The sequence below is a fragment of the Pedobacter sp. genome (assembly GCF_040513095.1).
Classification (GTDB): Bacteria; Bacteroidota; Bacteroidia; order Sphingobacteriales; family Sphingobacteriaceae; genus Pedobacter.
Window position 1 is genome coordinate 1 of sequence record NZ_JBEVDX010000094.1, and the last position, 21,494, is coordinate 21,494.

The window sequence follows — 21,494 nt, forward strand, 5'->3', positions numbered from 1 at the left end:
GTGTTTAATAAAATTTATACATTAACCTTTAAATTAAAACAATAATTAAGTTATGGCTTTAAACATTAAACCCATTGCAGATAGAGTAGTTGTTGAAGCTGCTCCTGCCGAAGAAAAAACTGCTTCGGGTATTTACATCCCGGATACAGCAAAAGAAAAACCTCAGCAAGGAACAGTTGTAGCAGTCGGACCAGGTAAATTTGCCGAACAAACAGGGAACTTAGTACCATTGAGCGTTAAAGTTGGAGATGTAGTTTTATATGGAAAATATGGCGGTACTGAAATTACTTATGAAGGTAAAGAGTATCTTATAATGCGTGAAACTGATCTTTACGCAGTTCTTTAATCGTTGGTATAACCCAGCAAAACCCACCAAATATTTAAACAACATTTTAAAATGGCAAAACAAGTAAAATATAACGTAGAAGCCCGCGACGCCCTGAAAAGAGGTGTTGATACTTTGGCCAATGCAGTTAAAGTAACTTTAGGTCCAAAAGGACGTAACGTAATTATCGATAAAAAATTCGGTTCACCAGCAATCACTAAAGATGGTGTAACTGTAGCAAAAGAAATTGAGTTGAAAGACCCGATTGAAAATATGGGTGCACAAATGGTGAAAGAAGTTGCTTCTAAAACTGCAGATATCGCAGGTGACGGAACAACTACTGCAACTGTACTTGCACAGGCAATTGTTACTGCTGGTATTAAAAACGTAGCTGCCGGTGCAAATCCAATGGATTTGAAACGTGGTATCGACAAAGCAGTTACTGCAATCGTTGCTAACTTAAAGCAACAATCACAAACAGTTGGCGAAGACAACAACAAAATCAAACAAGTAGCATCTATCTCGGCAAACAATGACGAAGTAATCGGTTCACTGATTGCTGAAGCAATGGGTAAAGTAGGTAAAGATGGGGTTATCACTGTTGAAGAAGCAAAAGGTACTGAAACTGAAGTAAAAACAGTTGAAGGTATGCAATTTGACCGTGGTTACTTATCTCCATACTTTGTGACCAATGCTGATAAAATGGAAGCGGAATTAGAAAACCCTTACATTTTGATCTATGACAAAAAGATCAGCAACATGAAAGAACTGTTGCCGATTTTAGAGAAACAAGTTCAGACTGGTAAACCATTATTGATTATCGCTGAGGATTTAGACGGTGAAGCTTTAGCTACTTTAGTAGTGAACAAAATCCGTGGTTCCCTGAAAGTTGTTGCTGTTAAAGCTCCAGGTTTTGGTGACCGCAGAAAAGCTATGCTGGAAGATCTTGCGATCTTAACTGGTGGTACTGTTATTTCTGAGGAAAGAGGTTATAAATTAGAAAATGCTGACCTTACTTATTTAGGTACTGCTGAAAAAATCGTTGTAGACAAAGACAATACAACAATTATCAACGGCGCAGGTCAGTCTGAAGATATTAAAGGTCGTGTTAACCAGATCAAAGCTCAGATTGAAACTACTACATCTGATTACGATAAAGAAAAATTACAGGAACGTTTAGCCAAATTATCTGGTGGTGTTGCTGTTCTTTATGTAGGTGCAGCTTCTGAAGTTGAAATGAAAGAGAAAAAAGACCGTGTTGATGATGCTTTACATGCAACCCGCGCTGCGGTTGAAGAAGGTATCGTTGCAGGTGGTGGTGTTGCTTTCATTCGCGCTATCGAAGCTCTGGCTAATCTTAAAGGTGATAACGAAGATGAAACTACAGGTATCGCAATCGTGAAACGTGCGGTTGAAGAGCCATTACGTCAGATCTGTGAAAACGCAGGTATTGAAGGTTCTATCGTAGTTCAGAAAGTTAAAGAAGGAACTGCAGATTTTGGTTACAATGCACGTACAGATGTGTATGAAAACTTAATCGGTGCTGGTGTTATTGACCCGACTAAAGTAAGTCGTGTAGCACTAGAGAACGCAGCTTCTATCGCAGCTATGCTGTTAACAACAGAAGTTGTTTTAGCTGATGATCCTGAAGAAGGTGCAGCTGGTGCTGGCATGCCTCCTATGGGTGGCGGCGGCATGGGCGGCATGATGTAATTCGACGTTCAACCATTTATTTAATAATAAAAAATCCTGCGATTACTCGCGGGATTTTTTATTATGTAGAAATTTCAACTCTTTGTAAGGCAGTTATTTGGAAGGTATCATAATATTTTGATATTTTTAGATTACGCTACACTATGAGGAAAATTTTACACGCTCTCTTTACCCTCTTGCTTGTCTTTGTATTCTTTGAATCCAAGGGGCAGATTACGATCGGTGCGGTGGATGCAGGGCCTTATACGCCCGGATCTTCAATTGCAGCAACCTTTAGCCTGGGAACTAATTGCATTGCATCTGCAAACACATTTGAGTTGTATCTTTCAGATTCAAATGGCGACTTTACTAACGAAGTAAGAATAGGAACTTACGCTACTTTTTATTCAGCTTTTGTCAATGGAACTATACCTACCGGAACACCCGCGGGTATTGGCTACCGGGTAAGAGTCAAATCCACAAATCCGGCAACAACTTCCGCAGCATCCGGGCCTATAATTATTACTGCCGGCACTACCCCTGTCGAAGCTAGGTTAACCTCCGCACAAAATACTACCATCAGTAATAACCCGGTTACGTTCGGTAATTGCAATACCGACGAAAATGTACTGACTACACGTTATAGCTTTACCAATGCTTCTACTGCTGCTGCTGTTACTGTAACCATTGTGAACCAGATTGATGGTGGCGCCCCTGCACTTTTAACATTTACTTCAATTGGTCAGGCTCTCCTTTACACAGCTACGTTAGCTCATTTTACCATGTATGTCAAAGCAGTGATGCCAGACGGTTCTGTAGGTACAAGAGCATATTTCCTGATTAACAATGTTTCCAGAACAGCGTTTACCACAACTACGGGTAATACAGTCTGTTTTCCAACAGGTTCTTTTGAATATTTGGTGAATGTAAGTCCGGCTGACGGAATCGGACGAAACTTTCCGGGAAATATATACCGGATTGATTGGGGAGATGGTTCAGCAAGTGATTACACAATTTGTGATATCACTTCAAACAGCAACAGGGTATCACATACCTTTGTTAGATCCTCATGTGGATTATCCTACACCTCTGGAACACAAACCGTATACAATGCTTTTGGAGTCAATGTAAATGTAGTAAGCCCATTTTGTGGAAATATCGGGGCGCCATTATCAACACCGGCAAGAGTAGTTTCCAGACCGGAAAACAGATTTAGTTTCCCCCCGGTAGCCTGTCTAAATGACAATGTTATTTTTGTAAACAACTCCCTGCCAGGACAACGGTCTAATACCAATTCTGTAGGATGTGCAGACAACACTGTATTTTACACGTGGTATGTGGACGGGACGATGGTAGCTCAGGACCAACCATTGAGTTATAGCCTTGAACATGTATTTACAGTAAAAGGCCAGCATACTGTCCGTCTAAGCTCTTCAAGCGATGGTGGTTGTCAGGCGGATGATATAGAATTTCCGATCTGCATACAAGACCCTCCCGCTCCAAGCTTTACCTTACCGGCAACTACTTTGTGCCTGAGTGCTGCAGCCCTTACTCCTACAAATACTTCAGTAATAGATAATACTTGCCCAAATGTTGCTCCGCCAGTCTATACATGGGCTGTGACTCCTCCGTCAGGTGTTGCTTACAATGTGAACAGCATAACTCCCACCTTCACTTTTACACAGATCGGAGTTTATAGTATTACCCTCAATATTCAATCAGCTACCTGTAATAGAACTACGGCCCCACAGGAAGTAGTGGTAAACACTACGCCACAAAGTACCATGTCTGCCGATGCCCGACTTTGTTCCCAGGGAGGTGAATTTAGCTTTGGGCCAAATGGTGGTGTAACTCAAACGACCACAACAGGAACGGCGAAACCTTTGGCAGATACTTATACATGGACAGTAACGGGAGGAACGACCTATACGTTCGATCCTACAACACCTCCCAATAGTCAGTATCCCAAAATTACTTTTACAGATTATGGTACGTATACAATAACACTTCTCCATAAAAACAATTGCAATCCTACCGGTGTAACAACCAGTCAGACACTGACATTCTTACCTTCTCCATCACCAATAGTTACAGTTGCTCCTACAGTGTGTTACGGCGCAAACATTAATCTAAGTGCGACGATAAACAATACTAATCCTGCAACAACATATTCCTGGAGAAGCAGCGGCAGCGGTACATTCTCTGATCCAGCCAGCCTCACTCCGGTTTATACACCATCTGCTGCCGATCTTAATGCATTGAGCACTACTATAACCTTAGTGGTTAACACAGGAATTCCGGGAGAATGTGAACTGGTGAGTGCAATCAAAACTATAAGAATACTCCCTAACAATACAGGAACAAATACCACTCAAACAATCTGTACAACCAATGGGATATCATATACCCCTACCTCAAGTGTTACCGGTAGTACATTCAGATGGACAGCGGCAAATGCTGATGGAAATGCACAGACTGGCAGCTATCCAGCATCCGGAACAGGAAATATTACCGCTAATGCTATAGTTAACACGAACCCTACAGCCACTGCTGAAATTATTTATACAATTATTCCGGAAAGTAATGGCTGTGACGGTGTTCCATTTACCTTTACAGTACGGGTAAATCCCCGGCCTGTTCTTACAGCATCTCAGGGAGCTTCACCGATCTGCAGTGGTAATCAACTGGGAATAACGCTAACATCAAACATTCCTGGTAATACTACGAGTAGTACACGTTACACATGGACATCAACCGTAAGCGGCGTTACGGATGGTGCCGTTACTGGAAACGATGCTCAGCCGACTCCCTTGGCTACAACAGTTATCAATAACCGTGTGTCAAACACAGGAACTACTCAGGCTACAGTAACCTATACAATTATTCCCTATTATGTTACGGCGGATAATCCCGATGGGTGTCCGGGAACACCAGTAACTGTTTCAGTACAGATTGATCCTGCACTGACAGTTGCAGATGCAGGAACGTCTGAAAGTATTTGTGATCAGCAAACGTATACCTTAAAGGGTAATCCTGTAAGAGTTGGTAACGGCCTCTGGACATTTGTACCATCTGCTGGTCAGTCTGGGGTAGTGATCACCAACCCTACTTCAGAAAATGCTGTTGTTTCAGGCCTTACCTCGGGACAGGACTATACTTTCAGATGGACCATCTCCGGCACCGGAGCATGCGGCCCTACATCAAGTGACGTAGTCATCACAGTAAATATTCCAACAGTTCCTGGTACCACTGCAACAGCTGACCCCAATCCAGTTTGTGAAGGTACTAACTCAGGTACGATCACATTATCAGGACAGACAGGTATAGTGCTCAGATGGGAAAGTTCAATAGATAATGGGGCTACATGGCAGGCTATCACAAATACAACTGCAACCCAAACATATACAAATCTCCTGGTTTCCACACAGTACAGGGCAGTTGTTCAAAACGGACAATGTGCGGCAGCAAACTCTACAGCAACCACAATAAACGTTAGCCCGGCAACAACGATCGCTAATGCAGGGGCAGATCAAACTTTATGTAATCAACCGACCGTTCAACTATCAGCACTTTCTGCCTTAAAAGCAGGTGAAAGTGGATTATGGACTGTTAGCCCAACATTACCAAATACAGTAATTGTAAACCCAACCAATCCTACAACAGAAGTACAAAATCTTGCTGCCGGAACAATTTATACCTTCACGTGGACAATCACCGGCCCATCGCCATGCGGACCAACAAGGGATGACGTTATTGTCAATGACCTGCTTCCAATAACCAATACAATCACCAGTACAAGCACCGAGGTCTGCTACAACCAGACAATAACAATTACAGGCAATACCCCTACCGGCGGAAACGGAACATACACTTACCAATGGGAAGCAAGCACAGACGGAACAACCTGGACTCCACTGACCGGGCAAACGGGAAAAGACCTGAGCTATCAGTTACAGGCTACACTGAGTTTCAGAAGAATTGTAATAAGCAGTAGCTGTACTTCTAGCGGAAATGTCATCAGAATTATTGCCCAGCCCCCGATAGCAAACAACACCATCGCGGCAGATCAAACCATCTGTACAGGGGTGGTTCCGGTAGCACTGACAGGAACACTACCTGCAGGATCTGACGGAAACTTTAATTATCAATGGCAGTCAAGTCTGAACGGCACTACATGGACAGATATAAGCGGTGCAGTATTCATAGGTTACACGCCTCCAATACTAACAGCTACTACACTTTACAGACGTATAGTAAGTACCATCACATGTAATGGCGACCTCAGAAATATAAGTAACACCGTTACCATCACTGTAAAACCAAATGCTAAAGCAGAATTCACTTTTACCCTGGATAGATCCTGCTCACCATTCGTAATCGATGCGAACAACGTAAAAGCAGTTGCCTATCCTGATCGCAATGCAACATACACCTGGTACGCAGATAATGTACAGATCGGCACGGGCATCACTTTCCCGGGTTATACCATTACCACAAGTAATGCTACAGTAAACATTAAACTGGTAACCGCTCCAAGCACAGGCTGTCAGCCGGATGAGATGTCCCATGATTTCAGTACCAGTCAGGCCGTTGCTCCTGCATTTACCCAGAGTACTGCTTCGGGATGCGGACCATTAGTAGTAAACTTTGTCAACACTTCTACATCTCTGGAAGGCGTTACCTTCAGATGGGATTTTGGAAATGGGGTAACCTCTTCGCAAACTATGCCAGCGGCAGTAACCTACCAGCCGGAGCCAACAGGAAAAGACACTACATATACCGTGACACTTACTGCTACAACTACTTGCGGAGTAAGCTCCGTTACCTCCACGGTATTGGTAAAGGCAAAACCTATATCGATATTCTCTCCGAGCAAAACGGTAGGCTGCGCCCCTCTGACAGTCACCTTCTCAAACAGTTCTCCTGGGGCAACTAATACATTCTACTATGACTTTGGGGACGGAACCTTACTGACGAAAACCGATAAACTGCCGGTAACACATACCTTCACCACAAATGTGGTCCGGGACTTTGTAGTGAAGATGGTTGCGGAGAACGAATGTGGCAGGGATGAAAGCTCCTACACCATCCGCGTATCTCCAAATACGGTTCTGCCGGAACTGGTGGTAAATGCAAACGAACAGACAGGATGTGCACCGCTGACAGTTAATTTTTATAACAACAGCAGGGGTGCCAATGTGTTTAAGTACGACTTTGGCGATGGCAGTACTGTCATCACCAGAAGCGCTCCTGAAGTAGTGAGACATACTTTTACAGCAGCCGGCACATACACAATTACACTTACAGCATCCAACGGATGTTCTGATACTACCACAACAGAATCGGTTACTGTCTTGCCAGCGCCGGTAACAGGCTTCACTGCGGATATTACCCTGGGTTGCCCGGGACTTGCTGTTCAGTTCACAAACACCAGTGCAGACGGAGTAAGTTACCTTTGGGATTTTGGGGACGGTACCACTTCCAATGAGTTCCAACCAAAACATGTGTTTGCCGGAACGCAGGAGTATTACACCGTCAGCCTTACTGCAACTAACAGTCTAGGCTGTACAGCAACCACAACGATGAACCAGTACATCCACGTTGTACAACCGCCAATTGCACTGTTTAATGTGGCCCCTTCAACACTGATCAGCATCCCGGATTACACCTTCAGATTTGAAGATGAAAGTACAAATAACCCAACAATATGGGCATGGGATTTTGGAGACGGCACAAACTCCACCCTGCAGAATCCTTCACATACCTATCCTGATACAGGCAGGTACGTGGTGACCTTAAGAGTGAGCAACCAGCAGGGATGTTTCACTACGACATTTAAAACCGTAACAATTGTAGGAGTTCCGGGTTATCTGTATGTACCTAACTCATTTATGCCGGGAAGTCAGACGCCCGAACTGAGAACCTTTATTGCAAAAGGATCAGGTATGAAATCCTGGAGGATGAGCGTTTTCAACAAATGGGGCCAGACACTGTGGGAAACTACCCAATTGAACGAGGGAAGGCCGGTTGAAGGATGGGACGGAACATTTAACGGCATATTACAGCCTCAGGGGGTATTCTTCTGGAAGATTGATGTTGAGTTTGTAAATGGAACAGCTTGGAAAGGGATGACCTACGATTCGTCGGCTCCGAAAAAAACAGGAGTAATCCACCTGATAAGATAATGAGAAGAATGAAATTATTTTTAAGCTATATAGTGCTGGTGTTTTTATCCGGCTGGTCGTTTTGTGCATCGGGCCAGGACCATATCTATTCGCAATTTTATAATGCCCCTCTTTATCTCAACCCAGCATTAACAGGACAATTTGAAGGGGATGTACGACTGAACATGATCTACCGGAATCAGTGGACAGGCCTGAATGGTACTTTATCTTATGTGAATGCATCGGCCGACCTCAACATCCCTCACTTTGGAGGGGGTGTCGGACTTCAGTTTAACCGCAGCACAGAAGGAACAGCGTTTCTGGTAAAGAACAATGTTGCCGCAACCTATGCCTATAGCGTGGGGAGTGATGATTTTGTGCTCTCTTTCGGTATACAGGCAGGTTTCACAAACAGGCGCATCAACTGGGATAAACTGGTGTTTTCAGACCAGATCGATAACCGGCTGGGCTATATTCCCGGCAGCGTAAGTTCTGCACAATTACCAGATATGGCACAAAGGTTTTTCTTTGATCCGGGAGCCGGAGCAAACCTGGTATATGGCAACTTTATGGCCGGTGCAGCGGTCTATCACATCAATCAGCCTGACGAATCCTTTAGCGGTGCACAGGCAAAACTACCCAGGAGATTTGCAGTAAATGCAAGTTACCGCCTCCCTTTAACAAGGAGCTACAATTACGGATCTGATGATGGATCGTACCTCATCCCCTCTGTGGTTTACTATAAACAGGGCAACGTTTCTTCCATGAGTGCCGGAGCACAGTTTAAGTATAAGGGCGTAAACACCGGACTTTGGTACCGTACAGCCGGAGAAGGTGGCCCGGATGCAATTGTGATCTCACTCATCTTTGACATCTTCTCAAGCGACCGCAGGAATGGTGAAAAACTAAGGGTCGGGATCAGTCATGATGCAACTACTTCCAAAATCAACTATACCAACACCAACGGAACTACAGAAGGCAGTATCGGCTACCAGAAATATTTCAATAACAGCTCCAGCTATAATAAATTCAATGGCCTCCGCTGCTACGATTTCTATTAACCCTTTTCATGGTTTCGTAACCGGATGCAAAACAAGAGGAAATTTTCATCTTTTGTTTTCCTGAATCTACTTTAATCTTTTTAGCTTTATCACATGTTTAGAGAGCAAATCTCCGTATTTGATATTTTCAAGATCGGTATCGGTCCTTCCAGTTCGCACACTTTAGGCCCCTGGAGGGCTGCCCAGCAGTTTACAGCTTCGTTGCTTGAAAAGGAACTGCTGAGTGATGTGGCACAGGTGAAAATACTGTTGTATGGTTCTCTCGCAAAAACAGGCGTGGGCCACGGTACAGATATCGCAATCTTACTGGGTCTCATGGCGGCCGATCCGGTGACTTTTGATGTAGATGCGATAGACCCTACAATAAAAGCAATCAAAACCGATAACAGCTTGCCGCTGGCAGGAACACATCCTATAAGTTTCTGCTATACTGACGATCTCGTCTTCCTGTATATGGAAAGCCTGCCTTTCCATCCCAATGCGGTAACCTTCCAGGCCTTTCTGAATACCGGAAAAGCATATTCTGAAACCTATTATTCTGTAGGCGGAGGTTTTGTGGTTAAAGATGGAGAGCTGAACAATGATAAAGAAATGGTAGAACTCCCCTTCCCGGTAGAGCAGGCAGGTGATCTGCTGCACTGGTGCCTCACCACAGGACTCAAAGTTTCGGAAGTGGTAATGGAGAATGAACTTGCCTGGAGGCCTGAAGCTGAAACTGTAAAAGGTGTGATGCAGCATTTTAAGATCATGCAGGAATGTACTTTCCGTGGTTGTCATTCCGCTGGATTTCTGCCCGGAGGATTAAACGTTGGAAGAAGGGCCGCTGCACTAAACACCAGGCTGATAGCAGGCAGGCCATACACAGATTACAACAGCTGGATTGAAGCAATCAGAGCAGGCGGAAACAGCTTTAACTATACGCTGGACTGGGTAAGCTGCTTTGCTCTGGCTGTCAATGAGGAGAATGCCTCTTTTGGGCGTGTGGTAACGGCTCCTACCAACGGAGCAGCGGGAGTGATCCCTGCGGTACTGCAATATGCCATTGCCTTCTGCGACTGCTTTACTGAAGAAAAGATTATACAGTTTATACTTTGTGCCTCCGAAATCGGCAGTATATTTAAAAAAGGAGCAACGATCTCTGCCGCCATGGGCGGATGCCAGGCCGAAATAGGCGTATCCTCTGCGATGGCAGCCGCTGCATTAACAGAATGTATGGGCGGCTCACAGCGACAAGTAATGATGGCAGCTGAAATAGCCATGGAGCATCACCTGGGTTTAACTTGTGACCCTATTGGCGGACTGGTACAGATCCCGTGTATTGAAAGGAATACCATGGGTGCGATTAAAGCGATTACTGCTAGTCAACTCGCTTTGCAAAGCAATCCAGACAAAGCCAAAGTAAGTCTTGGGGCAGTGGTTAATACGATGTGGGAAACCGCGCTCGATATGAATTCAAAATACAAGGAAACATCTGACGGCGGACTCGCAACCAATATCCCAATCAGCTTGCCTGAGTGTTAGCATTGGCTCTTCCGAGGATGGCATCGCAACAGCTATTTTAGTGACAGCGCTTTGTATACCGAAGGTGCCAGCAGCGTAACCCAATCTTTATACATCAAACCAGAGGGATGAAGACCATCTGCAGCCACTAAAGCATTATTAGTTGCAGCATTTCTTGAACCTGGAGTGATATCGGTATAGCTGATTCCCTCTTTAAGTGTTTCTTCCTTATTTACCGCGTTAAAGGCATCAATTTCTTCTGCTATTTCCTGCACGCCCTTACCGCTTTGTTTGCCAAAAGGTGTAGCTCCCCAATCAGGAATGGATACCACGAATACATGCGCTTTATTACCCCCGGCAAAGCTGATCGCTGTTTGCAGTAATTCTTTAAACTCAGTACGGTAAGTAGCAATAGAATTGCCCCTGTACTGATTGTTTACACCGATCAGGAGAGTGACGATATCAAATTTAGTGCTAAGCGCCTCAGCCCTGATGGCATCCTGCAGTTCGTTGGTTGTCCATCCGGTTTTAGCAATAATCTTTGGGCTTCGTGCTTTTATTCCCTGACTATTCAGGCTTGCTGCAAGCTGATAGGGAAAAGATGAGCTTTGTGCAACTGACTCACCGATGGTATAAGAATCGCCAAGCGCAAGGTAACTCTGCTCGCCGGTAGGTACTGTAATTATTGTTGTGTCTGTTTTGCTCATTCCGTTCGTTGAACTTTTCCCGCATGCTATAGTGGATAGCAGCAGGATTAATGCGGTTAGTTTCATTGGTAAATCTACGAAAGAACTAAATAAACAGATGCAGCTTAAAGAGAAATCTCCATTTCAAAAAGAGCGGCGATGTGCCTCCGGAGCACTTCTTTCACAGCGCTCATATTGAGTTCATGACCCAGTTCCTGCTCCATGGAAGCAACTGCTTTATCATCAATCCCGCAAGGGACGATACTTTTAAAGTAGTCAAGATTGGAATTTACGTTTAGTGCAAAACCATGCATGGTCACCCAGCGGCTGCACCTTACGCCCATCGCACAGATCTTCCTCGCCTTTTCATTATCGGCATCCAGCCATACACCCGTAAAACCAGGATACCTGCCTGCCGGGATACCAAAATCCGCAAGGGTCAGGATAACGGCTTCTTCGAGCGTTCTCAGGTACAAATGGATATCTGTAAAGAAGTTGTCCAGGTCAAGGATAGGATAGCCTACGAGCTGACCGGGACCATGATAAGTGATATCGCCTCCGCGGTTAATCTTATAATAAGTAGCCTGTTTTTCCTTCAGGCCTTCTTCATCAAGCAGTAAATTTTCGGGATGGCCGCTCTTCCCTAAAGTATATACATGGGGGTGTTCACAAAAAACCAGGAAATTGGGTGTCTGTTCTGCTGTTCCATTGTTCCTGTTATTGGTTTTAATGGCTACAGTTTCATTCAGCAGCAGTTCCTGACGGTCCCATGCCTCCTGGTAATCCACCAGTCCCCAATCCACAAATTTCACGTTCTTGTTCATCCTGTTTAAGCGACTACATAACCAAGCATATAGCCTGCTATGGTATTAAAATAACACACACTTACTTTTTGCATGCCGGTTGGTAAATCTACAAGTACTGTGGCAGAGCCCTTATCTTTAAGATCGAAAGGCTGTATATGAATATGTTTCCTGAATTCCAGTCCCTTTTTACCGTACCATTTATAAACAGCCTCCTTTATACACCAGCAGGCATACAGGGCTTCGGTATTGTTTTTCACATTCGGCTGCGCCAGTTCGGCCGGATTCAGGAATTTCTGCTGCACCCGCTGTATCTTGGGTTTGATCAGTTCGATATCCACGCCCACCCCCTTTTCCTTTCCAATCATCACTGCGGCATAATCATAAGAGTGACTGAGTGAAATGCTGTAGGGGGAATTGGCCAGGTAAGGCTTGCCATGTTCATCCATCCGGCAATCAATGTATTCCGAAGTATTGAGCATGGTGCGTAATAAAAAGCGCGTACTTAACCACTGAAGCAGACGTTTACCCTGACTTAATGTAGTCAGGAAATCCAGTTCATGCTGCTTTAGCTGGAGGCCGGAGAGCAGCTCTTCTTCCCCCTCCTGGATTTTCCATACGGCAAGTATGGTATGATCGTCAATATCTTGATTATAGATTACAGGCATCCTATTTAAAAAATCAATGCAAAAGTATCTTAAATTAATCATAATTTCGCCCAAAGACTTAACAAATGATACTTTCGGACAAGCGTATTTTAGAGGAGATTGACAAAGGAACAATAATAATTGAGCCCTTCAAACCAGAGTGTTTAGGCACCAATTCTTATGATGTTCATTTGGGCAAGTACCTCGCAACATATGCAGACAGGGTGCTTGATGCCAAAGCACACAACAAAATCATCCATTTTGAAATCCCAAAGGACGGATTTGTATTGCAGCCGGGCACTTTATACCTGGGTGTAACGCTTGAATATACAGAAACACATGCCCATGTGCCTTTCCTGGAAGGGAAGTCGAGCACAGGCCGCCTGGGCATTGATATCCATGCCACTGCCGGAAAAGGCGATGTAGGCTTCTGCAACACCTGGACACTGGAAATTTCCTGTGCACAACCAGTAAAAATTTACGCAGGTATGCCAATCGGACAGCTGATCTATTTCATGGTAGAGGGAAATATTGAAACAATGTACAACGCTAAAAACGACGCCAAATACAGCAACAAAACTACCAAACCGGTAGAAAGTATGATGTGGAAGAATAACTTTTAACGCTGGATTAATCACTATAGCTTTTGAGCCTCAATATTCTTATATTGAGGCTTTATTATTTTCAGCACCTTACCTATGAAAAGCAATAGACATCTATGAAAACCAAATATCCGAAAGTCTTAATTTTCCTGCTTGTATCTGCTCTATTCTGTGCTTTCAGGCTCGCAGATGATCCTTTTGAAAACCTGTTGAAAAAACTTGCTGCATACAATGAAGAGCATCCCCAGGAAAAAGTATACCTGCATTTTGATAAACCCTACTATGCTGTTGGGGATAATATATGGTTTAAGGCTTATGTCACAGACAGCCGCAGTGGTCAGCTATCGAAGATCAGCTCTGCCCTGTATGTAGAACTGATCAGTGAAAGAGACTCTGTAAAAAAACAGATTAAACTGCCGCTTGTCAGCGGGCTCAGCTGGGGAGATTTCAAATTAACGGACACGCTGAAAGAAGGAAATTACAGGATCAGGGCTTACACGCAGTGGATGAGAAATGCCGGTCCGGATTTCTTTTTTGATAAAACGATCAGGATAGGCAATGCCTGGGCAAACAAGGTTTTCACCAGTACTACATATACTTTCGGCAAGAAAAGCAACGCAGAGCTTGTTGATGCGGTTATTACCTTTACTGATAAAGACGGTAAACCTTATGGCGGACAAAACGTAAGTTACGAAGTACGGCTCAGGGATAAACCTTCGGGGCGGGGCAAGGGAATGACCAATGCACAGGGTGAGGTTAACTTCTCTTTCCAAAACTCAACGGGAAGCCCGGCGTCAGGAATGATTACCGCAACTATCACCTTGCCCAATAAACAACAGATCGTGAAAACGATCCCGGTAAAAACAACTACAAATGCACTTTCTGTACAGCTATTCCCTGAAGGCGGAAGCCTGGTGGAAAACCTGCCCTCTAAAGTGGCGATCAAAGCTATTAACGCGGCAGGATTGGGTGTAGATGTTGCAGGAACGTTAACGGATAATGATGGTATCGAAGTGCTGACTTTTAACACCACTCATCTCGGGATGGGCAATTTTATTGTAAACCCGCAGCCGGGAAAAACCTATACGGCAAAAGTAAAACTGAAAGATGGGAGTACGCTTGACGTACCCTTGCCTAAAGCAGCACCGTCAGGATATGTGCTCAGTATAAATAATGCCGACAGTACTAAGGTGGGGGTAAAATTACTGACCAGCCAGGCAATGCTCAACCAGGGAGAACTCAAACTGGTAATACAACAGAATAATGCCGTCCTTACCGTACAAAAGATACCCTCAGCAAAACAGGTCAGCACATTGTCGTTACCAAAAAAAGACCTGCCTTCCGGAATTATCCATTTTACACTGTTCAGTGCCACAAATCTGCCGGTTGCAGAACGCCTGATTTTTATCAATAACCCCGCAGACCAAATTGTCGCCAGTTTAACAGGCTTAAAGAATACTTATAATACGCGCGAGAATACAGAGCTTACACTTTCTGCAAAGGATGGTGATAAAGCAACGGTAGGCAGTTTTTCGGTTGCCGTTACAAATACTAATGTAGTTACACCGGATCCTGATAATGAAAGTAATATCCTGACTGGTTTACTACTTACGTCCGACTTAAAAGGATACGTGGAAAAACCGAACTATTACCTGAGGAACAATACAAAAGAAACCCGCGAACATCTGGATAATCTTATGCTAAGCCAGGGCTGGAGCAGGTTCTTATGGTCTGACCTGATGGGTGACGCCGTTAAACCACTGGCTTTTCCGCCCGAAAAATCACTGAAGGTTAGCGGTACGATTACAACTACAGGCGGCAAGCCTGTGCCTAACGGTAAGGTATCTTTACTGGCAACGGGTGGTGGGGTCTTCATGGCTGACACCCTGACGGACGCCAGGGGACATTTCAACTTTGATAATCTGGTGTTTGGTGACAGCACTAAGTTTGTGGTGCAGGCAAGAAACGCGAAGAACAAAAAATACGTGGAGATCAACGTAGACGTTTTGCCAGGCCAGATAGTAACAAAGAATAAAAATACAGGCGATGTTGAAATCAATGTCAATGAGTCAATCGCAGGATACATCACTAAGAGCAATGCCTATTTCGACGGGTTGAATAAGCGCGGATTACTGGAACGCACGCTCCTGCTCGATCAGGTGAATATTGTGCAGAAGAAGAATCCGGCACAATACTCAGCGAATCTGAATGGTGCGGGACATGCTGATCAGGTAATCACTGCAAAGGATCTCGGCACCTGTACTTATTTGTGGCAGTGTTTACAAGGGCGCGTGGCAGGAATGTTATACTCTCCCAATCCACAAGGATTTTATTTGGTAAGAAATAACGGAAAACTAATGCAGATCATTCTTGATGGGATGTACGTAGATGCGAATATACTTGACCAGATCACACCGTTTGATGTGGAAACAATTGAAATCCTGAAAAACGTGAGCAACACTGCCATTTACGGTTCTATGGGCGGTGGCGGAGTAATGATCATCACTACTAAGCGCGGCGGCGGGGATTTGGGTTATTCAAGATACTCCCCAGGCATCATCACATTCGGGCCTAAAGGTTATTACGCAGTAAGACAATTTTACTCTCCGCAGTACACACCAGAAAACACAGATAAGAGCGAAGACAAACGCTCAACAGTATACTGGAACCCGCACGTACCTACACCAGACGGTACCGGCAAATTTAATTTTTACAATACAGATGAACCCGGCACTTACAGAATTGTAATCGAAGGCATCAACGAAGAAGGGCATCTGGCCAGAAAAGTATATACCTACCAGGTAAAATAAAAAATATGAACACTATCAATGTAACTATAAAAGACCGTTTGGCACTGATTACCCTTAACCGTGGCAAATCAAATGCACTGGACAGGGAAATGCTCACTGAACTGACAGACATGCTTCACAATATCAACAACGATGACAATATCGGTGGAGTGATCATTACCGGCAGGGAGCATTTCTTTTCGGCAGGACTGGACCTGATAGCGCTCTACGGATATAATGATGAGGAGATCAAGTCCTTCTGGAAACTATTCCTGGATTTCACTGCAAAGCTGGTTTCCTTTAAAAAACCTATGGTGGCTGCGATCAACGGGCATGCCCCCGCCGGAGGCTGTGTCATCGCACTGGCCTGTGATGCCAGGGTAATGGCCGAGGGAAAATATATCATCGGGCTGAACGAGGTGCCAGTTGGCATCATCGTTCCTGACAGTATATTCCAGCTGTATTCCTTCTGGCTCGGTAAAGCCAATGCGAGCAGGAACCTGCTCGAAGGCAAATTATTCAGTCCGGAGGAAGCTTTAAGCATTGGCCTCGTAGATGAATTGGTTAACCCCGCAAGCATCATGACAGCGGCAGAACGCAGGATCAGGAAATACATGGCTATGGAGCCCAATACCTGGCAGCAGAGCAAACTCAATATCAGGAAAGAACTCATCGCTGCTACTTCAGCAGACCAATCTGATACACTTGAAATTCTGCTTGCCCAATGGTGGTCGCCCGCCAGCAGAAACCTGCTGAAAATGATTATTGATAACCTGCAAAAAAAATAAGCATATGCACAATCAACCGATGTTAAGAGATGATGCTTTAAAAGGTAAAACCATTGTCGTTACCGGTGGAGGTACCGGGCTGGGTAAAGCGATGGGCACCTATCTGTTAAAGCTTGGCGCAAACCTGGTCATCACCAGCCGTAAGGCTGATGTACTGCAAAAAACCGCAGAGGAGATGGAAAAAGAGACCGGTGGCAGGGTACTTGCAGTGAGCTGTGATGTACGCGACTATGAACAGGTAGAAAATGTACTGGCAGAAACAGTGAAAGCTTTTGGTGCTGTGGACAGCCTGATCAATAACGCTGCGGGCAACTTCATCTCTCCTACGGAGCGTTTATCCGCAAATGCGTTCTCTGCAATAATTGATATCGTGCTCAAAGGATCGGTAAACTGTACGCTTGCCTTTGGCAAACACTGGATCAAAGAAAAACAGGCAGCGAGCATCTTGAACATCGTTACTACATATGCATTTACAGGCTCAGCGTACGTTGTGCCCTCCGCCTGTGCAAAAGGAGGCGTACTTGCCATGACCCGCTCACTGGCAGTGGAATGGGGCAAGTATGGCATCCGTACCAATGCCATTGCTCCGGGACCCTTCCCTACCAAAGGGGCCTGGGACCGGCTGCTCCCGGGAGATCTGGCAGAAAAGTTCGATTTTAAAAACAGGGTACCGCTGAAACGGGTGGGCGACCATCAGGAGCTGGCCAACCTTGCGGCCTTCCTGGTAAGTGACTTCTCTTCATATATCAACGGGGAAGTAATCACGATTGACGGCGGTGAATGGCTGCAGGGAGCGGGCCAGTTCAACGGCCTCGAAGCCATACCGGACGACCTCTGGGAGAGTTTTGCGCAAATGACCAGGTCAGCCAAAGGCAGCTGAGTCCAATCTTTTAAGCAAATATGATTTTAAAGTATTCTTTATTTTGAAATTAGCTTATTTTTGTACCATGTCAACAGAAACAAAAGAAGAAACCTTCACACTTGAGGAGATCCTGACCTCCCTCAAAACCACGCACCGTTTGATTTTATGGAACGATGACGTGAACACTTTTGATCATGTGATCTACTGTATGACTAAATATCTTGATTATACCGAAAGCCAGGCAGAGAAAATCGCCTGGGAAGTACACAATAAAGGAAAATGTGCCGTTCTGGAAGGTTCCTTTACTGAAATGGAAGTTTACCGCAAAATCCTGCAGCAGGAAGGTCTCACTGTAACCGTAGATTAATTCTTCTCCCTCACGAAAATATTACTATAAACAGCTCTAAAAGCGTTGTAATAAAATAGTTACGGCCTGTTTTTTAAACTATCCCGCCGTTACTTTGTCCCTCTATCAAAACACACCTAAAAAGATATATCAGTAATGAACAATTTTCGCTGTAAATTTATATTTATATTGCTCGCTATTTGTATTACAACCGCTTCCTATCAACTTTATGCACAGAGCCCGGGCTCGGGTAAACTTACAGGAAAAATTGTAGATGCGCAAACCAATGAAACCGTTCCTTTCGCCTCTGCGGTGATCATGAACAGACAAACTAAAGTGAATGTGGCAACTGGACAGACCGATGTTAACGGTAATCTGGTAATCAACGGCATCCCTAATGGAACCTTCACTATCAAGATCAGTTATGTAGGCTACCAGACATTAATCCGGGATTCCGTAACAGTTAGCGCTTCAAAACAAATGCTTAGCCTGGGTACTATTAAAATGAAGGCTGCCAAAGGAACTGTACTCAATGAAGTTAATGTAACGGCAAAAAAAGCACCGATACAATTAGGTATCGATAAAAAAGTATTCGCGGTAGACCAGAGTCTGGTAAGCCAGGGCGGATCTGCATCAGACCTGCTCACCAATGTACCATCGATCCAGATCGATGTGGATGGAAATGTAAGCCTGAGAGGATCTACCGGCGTAAAAGTGCTGATAGATGGTAAACCTTCAGTAATTGGCGGAGGTGATGTTGCTTCTATTCTGGCATCTATCCCGGCCAGTTCTATCGAAACCGTGGAAGTAATCACTAACCCCTCTTCAAAATATGATGCAGAAGGTAACTCCGGTATAATCAACATTGTATTGAAAAGAAATTCAAAACTTGGATTTAACGGGAATGTCGCCCTGACTGCCGGTAACAGAGATAACTATAATGGTAACGCCAGCCTGAGCTTCCAGAATAAAAACATCAATATCTATGGAAATTACGGCTACAGATATGGTAAACGTATTGGTGGTGGCTTCAACAATATCAAATACCTGAACAGAGCTGACTCACTCGGATCAGCCGAACAGCTGACAACCTCTAATCAGATTGAAAAAAGCCATAATGCAAAAGCAGGAATAGATTACTACCTTACTACAAAGGATATCCTTAGCTTCTCGGCAGCCTATAACAGAAGGGATCAGGATAAAAGGGATCTGCTGAATGTAAATACATACAATAACATTGATGGCTCTCCAATCCTGTTGAGTGACAGGATCAACACTACTGACGGAAGTGGTAACAGTTACGACCTGAACCTGGATTACAGCCATAAATTTAAGGCCAACCACGAACTGACATTTAATTTTGGGTACTCTCATGGAAATAATGATAACTTCCAGCAGTACAATACTACTGTTCTCAGTTTAAACGGCCTTCCGTCAGCCGACCCATCAGAAATTCTGACAAATGATAATGACGGTACAAATAAAAATTACAATATCCAGGCAGATTATACCATGCCTTTAGGCAAGCTTGGTAAACTGGAAAGCGGCTACCGCAGCCAGATCAAATACTCGGATAACAACACCATCGCACAAACATACAATGATGCCACAGGTGCTTTTGATAATAACTACCGGTTATCAAATCTGTTTAACAGTAAAGACCAGGTACATGCACTGTATGCGAACTATTCAAACCAAATTAAAAACTTTGGATACCAGATCGGTTTGCGTGGTGAGATGGCACGCTTAAATACCAACTCGGGCGGATACGACCAGAATGGTACCGTGACCAATGCTGCTGGGCGCATTGCATATGACAGGCTTTATCCAAGTATCTTTCTAACACAGAAATTCACAGGTGAACAGCAATTACAACTGAGCTATACCAGAAGGGTAAACAGACCAAGACCATGGGATACCAATCCTTTCATTGACTACTCAGACCCTCTGAGCTGGCGCCAGGGAAATCCAAACCTGCTGCCTGAGGATGTGCACTCTTATGAGTTAAGCTACAGCAGATTTTGGCCGAAAGTGACATTGATTACCAGTTTATATTCACGCCATACCAACGATTTGATTCAGCGTGTACGTTCAGCTCCGGATTCTGCAGGTGTAATTATCATGACTCCTTATAACTTAACTCAGAGTACAAACAGCGGAGTGGAGATCATAGCAAAGGTAGATCCGATAAAAGCATGGAGTTTTACGGCCAACGTAAACGGATACCACAGTAATATTGATGCAGTACCTGCTTACAACATCAGACAAACATCCGGTTATAGCTGGAATGCCAACCTGACCAATAATTTTACCCTTCCATACAATATTTCACTGCAGGTTAGGGGCGACTACAACTCCACAGAATTACAGGCACAGGGAAAACGTAAAGCCATGTATGGAGTTGATGCTGGTGCCAAGTACGATTTCCCGAATAAAAAAGCATCCCTTAGTTTCAACATGAGAGACGTTTTTAACACCAGGAAATTTGGCGCTATAATCCAGGATGCCAATACTATTACTGATTTCCAGCGCTACCAGAAAGGACAAATGGGCAACCTGACTTTCGCTTACCGTTTCGGTCAGACTACATTCCAGAAGAAACCGAAAAAACAGGAGCAGCAGGAGCAGAAACCTGACGAAGGAACATTTTAAGAAATTTGTATCTTGCAGCATGGAAGAGATCAATCCCTGGACCACTGTAGAGAGCCGCAAAATTTATGAGAATAACTGGATCAGACTGACTGAACATCAGGTGATCAATCCTTCCGGGGGCAGTGGAATCTATGGGGAAGTCCATTTCAGGAACCATGCTATAGGAATTCTGCCCCTGGATGAAGAAATGAATACCTGGCTGGTGGGGCAATACCGGTTTCCGCTAAAGGCCTACAGCTGGGAGATCCCCGAAGGGGGTGGACCGCTGGATCAGCCGGTGCTCGACAGCGCCATGCGTGAACTCCAGGAAGAAACAGGACTCCTTGCTGGCAGATGGACAGAATTACTCAAAATGCACCTTTCCAATTCCGTAAGTGATGAAGCCGCCGTGATTTTTATCGCAAGGGACTTAACTATGGGCCCTGCTGCCCCTGAAGAAACTGAGGAACTTGTATTGCGTAAACTTCCTTTTGAAGAGGCTTATCAAATGGCGCTCGACGGAAGAATTACCGACAGCATGAGTGTAGCCGCATTACTGAAAACCAAACTATTATTATTGGAAGGCAAATTATAACCA

At 44.5% G+C, this 21,494-nt stretch carries 15 protein-coding genes; 12 read left to right on the plus strand and 3 right to left on the minus strand.

Going from position 1 to position 21,494, the window contains the following annotated elements; genetic code table 11:
* The first annotated feature begins 52 nt into the window (after positions 1-52).
* The 5 genes from groES to ABWY16_RS11225 all read left to right on the plus strand — a co-directional run bounded on the left by groES (position 53) and on the right by ABWY16_RS11225 (position 10,763).
* Entirely contained in the window at positions 53-346 is a 294-nt protein-coding gene (gene groES, locus ABWY16_RS11205; protein ID WP_142529249.1) for a co-chaperone GroES, read from the plus strand.
* A 51-nt stretch (positions 347-397) separates the two neighbouring features.
* Positions 398-2,038: a chaperonin GroEL gene (gene groL / locus ABWY16_RS11210; RefSeq protein WP_353904734.1), complete on the plus strand. Its 1,641-nt coding sequence runs from the start codon at positions 398-400 to the stop codon at positions 2,036-2,038.
* 143 nt (positions 2,039-2,181) lie between these two features.
* Positions 2,182-8,202, plus strand: a complete 6,021-nt coding sequence (locus ABWY16_RS11215; protein WP_353904735.1) for a PKD domain-containing protein — start codon at positions 2,182-2,184, stop codon at positions 8,200-8,202.
* Between the two features lie 8 nt (positions 8,203-8,210).
* Positions 8,211-9,242: a PorP/SprF family type IX secretion system membrane protein gene (locus tag ABWY16_RS11220; RefSeq protein ID WP_353904736.1), complete on the plus strand. Its 1,032-nt coding sequence runs from the start codon at positions 8,211-8,213 to the stop codon at positions 9,240-9,242.
* A 93-nt stretch (positions 9,243-9,335) separates the two neighbouring features.
* Positions 9,336-10,763, plus strand: a complete 1,428-nt coding sequence (locus tag ABWY16_RS11225) for an L-serine ammonia-lyase (protein ID WP_353904737.1) — start codon at positions 9,336-9,338, stop codon at positions 10,761-10,763.
* 32 nt (positions 10,764-10,795) lie between these two features.
* Here the strand turns inward: ABWY16_RS11225 and ABWY16_RS11230 are convergent, their stop codons facing one another.
* Genes ABWY16_RS11230 through ABWY16_RS11240 form a run of 3 tightly spaced genes read right to left on the minus strand, consistent with a single transcriptional unit; the run spans position 10,796 to position 12,899 of the window.
* Entirely contained in the window at positions 10,796-11,515 is a 720-nt protein-coding gene (locus ABWY16_RS11230; RefSeq protein WP_353904738.1) for an SGNH/GDSL hydrolase family protein, read from the minus strand.
* A gap of 38 nt (positions 11,516-11,553) precedes the next feature.
* Positions 11,554-12,252, minus strand: coding sequence for a lipoyl(octanoyl) transferase LipB (gene lipB, locus ABWY16_RS11235; protein WP_353904739.1), 699 nt, complete (start codon positions 12,250-12,252; stop codon positions 11,554-11,556).
* Positions 12,253-12,257: 5 nt separating this feature from the next.
* Positions 12,258-12,899, minus strand: coding sequence for a 4'-phosphopantetheinyl transferase family protein (locus ABWY16_RS11240; RefSeq protein ID WP_353904740.1), 642 nt, complete (start codon positions 12,897-12,899; stop codon positions 12,258-12,260).
* 65 nt (positions 12,900-12,964) lie between these two features.
* Here ABWY16_RS11240 and dcd point away from each other — a divergent pair, with 65 nt between their 5' ends.
* The 7 genes from dcd (at position 12,965) to ABWY16_RS11275 (ending at position 21,491) form a co-directional block, all read left to right on the plus strand.
* Positions 12,965-13,501, plus strand: coding sequence for a dCTP deaminase (gene dcd / locus ABWY16_RS11245; protein WP_142529257.1), 537 nt, complete (start codon positions 12,965-12,967; stop codon positions 13,499-13,501).
* A 95-nt stretch (positions 13,502-13,596) separates the two neighbouring features.
* The gene (locus tag ABWY16_RS11250) at positions 13,597-16,290 is read left to right on the plus strand and encodes a TonB-dependent receptor plug domain-containing protein (RefSeq protein WP_353904741.1); all 2,694 of its coding nucleotides are present in this window, start codon (positions 13,597-13,599) and stop codon (positions 16,288-16,290) included.
* A gap of 5 nt (positions 16,291-16,295) precedes the next feature.
* Positions 16,296-17,057: an enoyl-CoA hydratase/isomerase family protein gene (locus ABWY16_RS11255; RefSeq protein ID WP_353904742.1), complete on the plus strand. Its 762-nt coding sequence runs from the start codon at positions 16,296-16,298 to the stop codon at positions 17,055-17,057.
* Positions 17,058-17,061: 4 nt separating this feature from the next.
* Positions 17,062-17,937 (plus strand): SDR family oxidoreductase, encoded by an 876-nt coding sequence (locus ABWY16_RS11260; protein ID WP_353904743.1) that lies wholly within the window; start codon positions 17,062-17,064, stop codon positions 17,935-17,937.
* A 67-nt stretch (positions 17,938-18,004) separates the two neighbouring features.
* Positions 18,005-18,286 carry an ATP-dependent Clp protease adaptor ClpS gene (locus ABWY16_RS11265; RefSeq protein WP_353904744.1) on the plus strand — a complete coding sequence of 94 codons (282 nt, stop codon included), beginning with the start codon at positions 18,005-18,007 and terminating at the stop codon, positions 18,284-18,286.
* A gap of 168 nt (positions 18,287-18,454) precedes the next feature.
* Entirely contained in the window at positions 18,455-20,917 is a 2,463-nt protein-coding gene (locus ABWY16_RS11270) for a TonB-dependent receptor (protein WP_353904745.1), read from the plus strand.
* 19 nt (positions 20,918-20,936) lie between these two features.
* A complete protein-coding gene (locus ABWY16_RS11275) occupies positions 20,937-21,491 on the plus strand; it encodes an NUDIX domain-containing protein (protein ID WP_353904746.1) in 555 nt (184 codons plus the stop codon).
* Positions 21,492-21,494 lie beyond the last annotated feature (3 nt).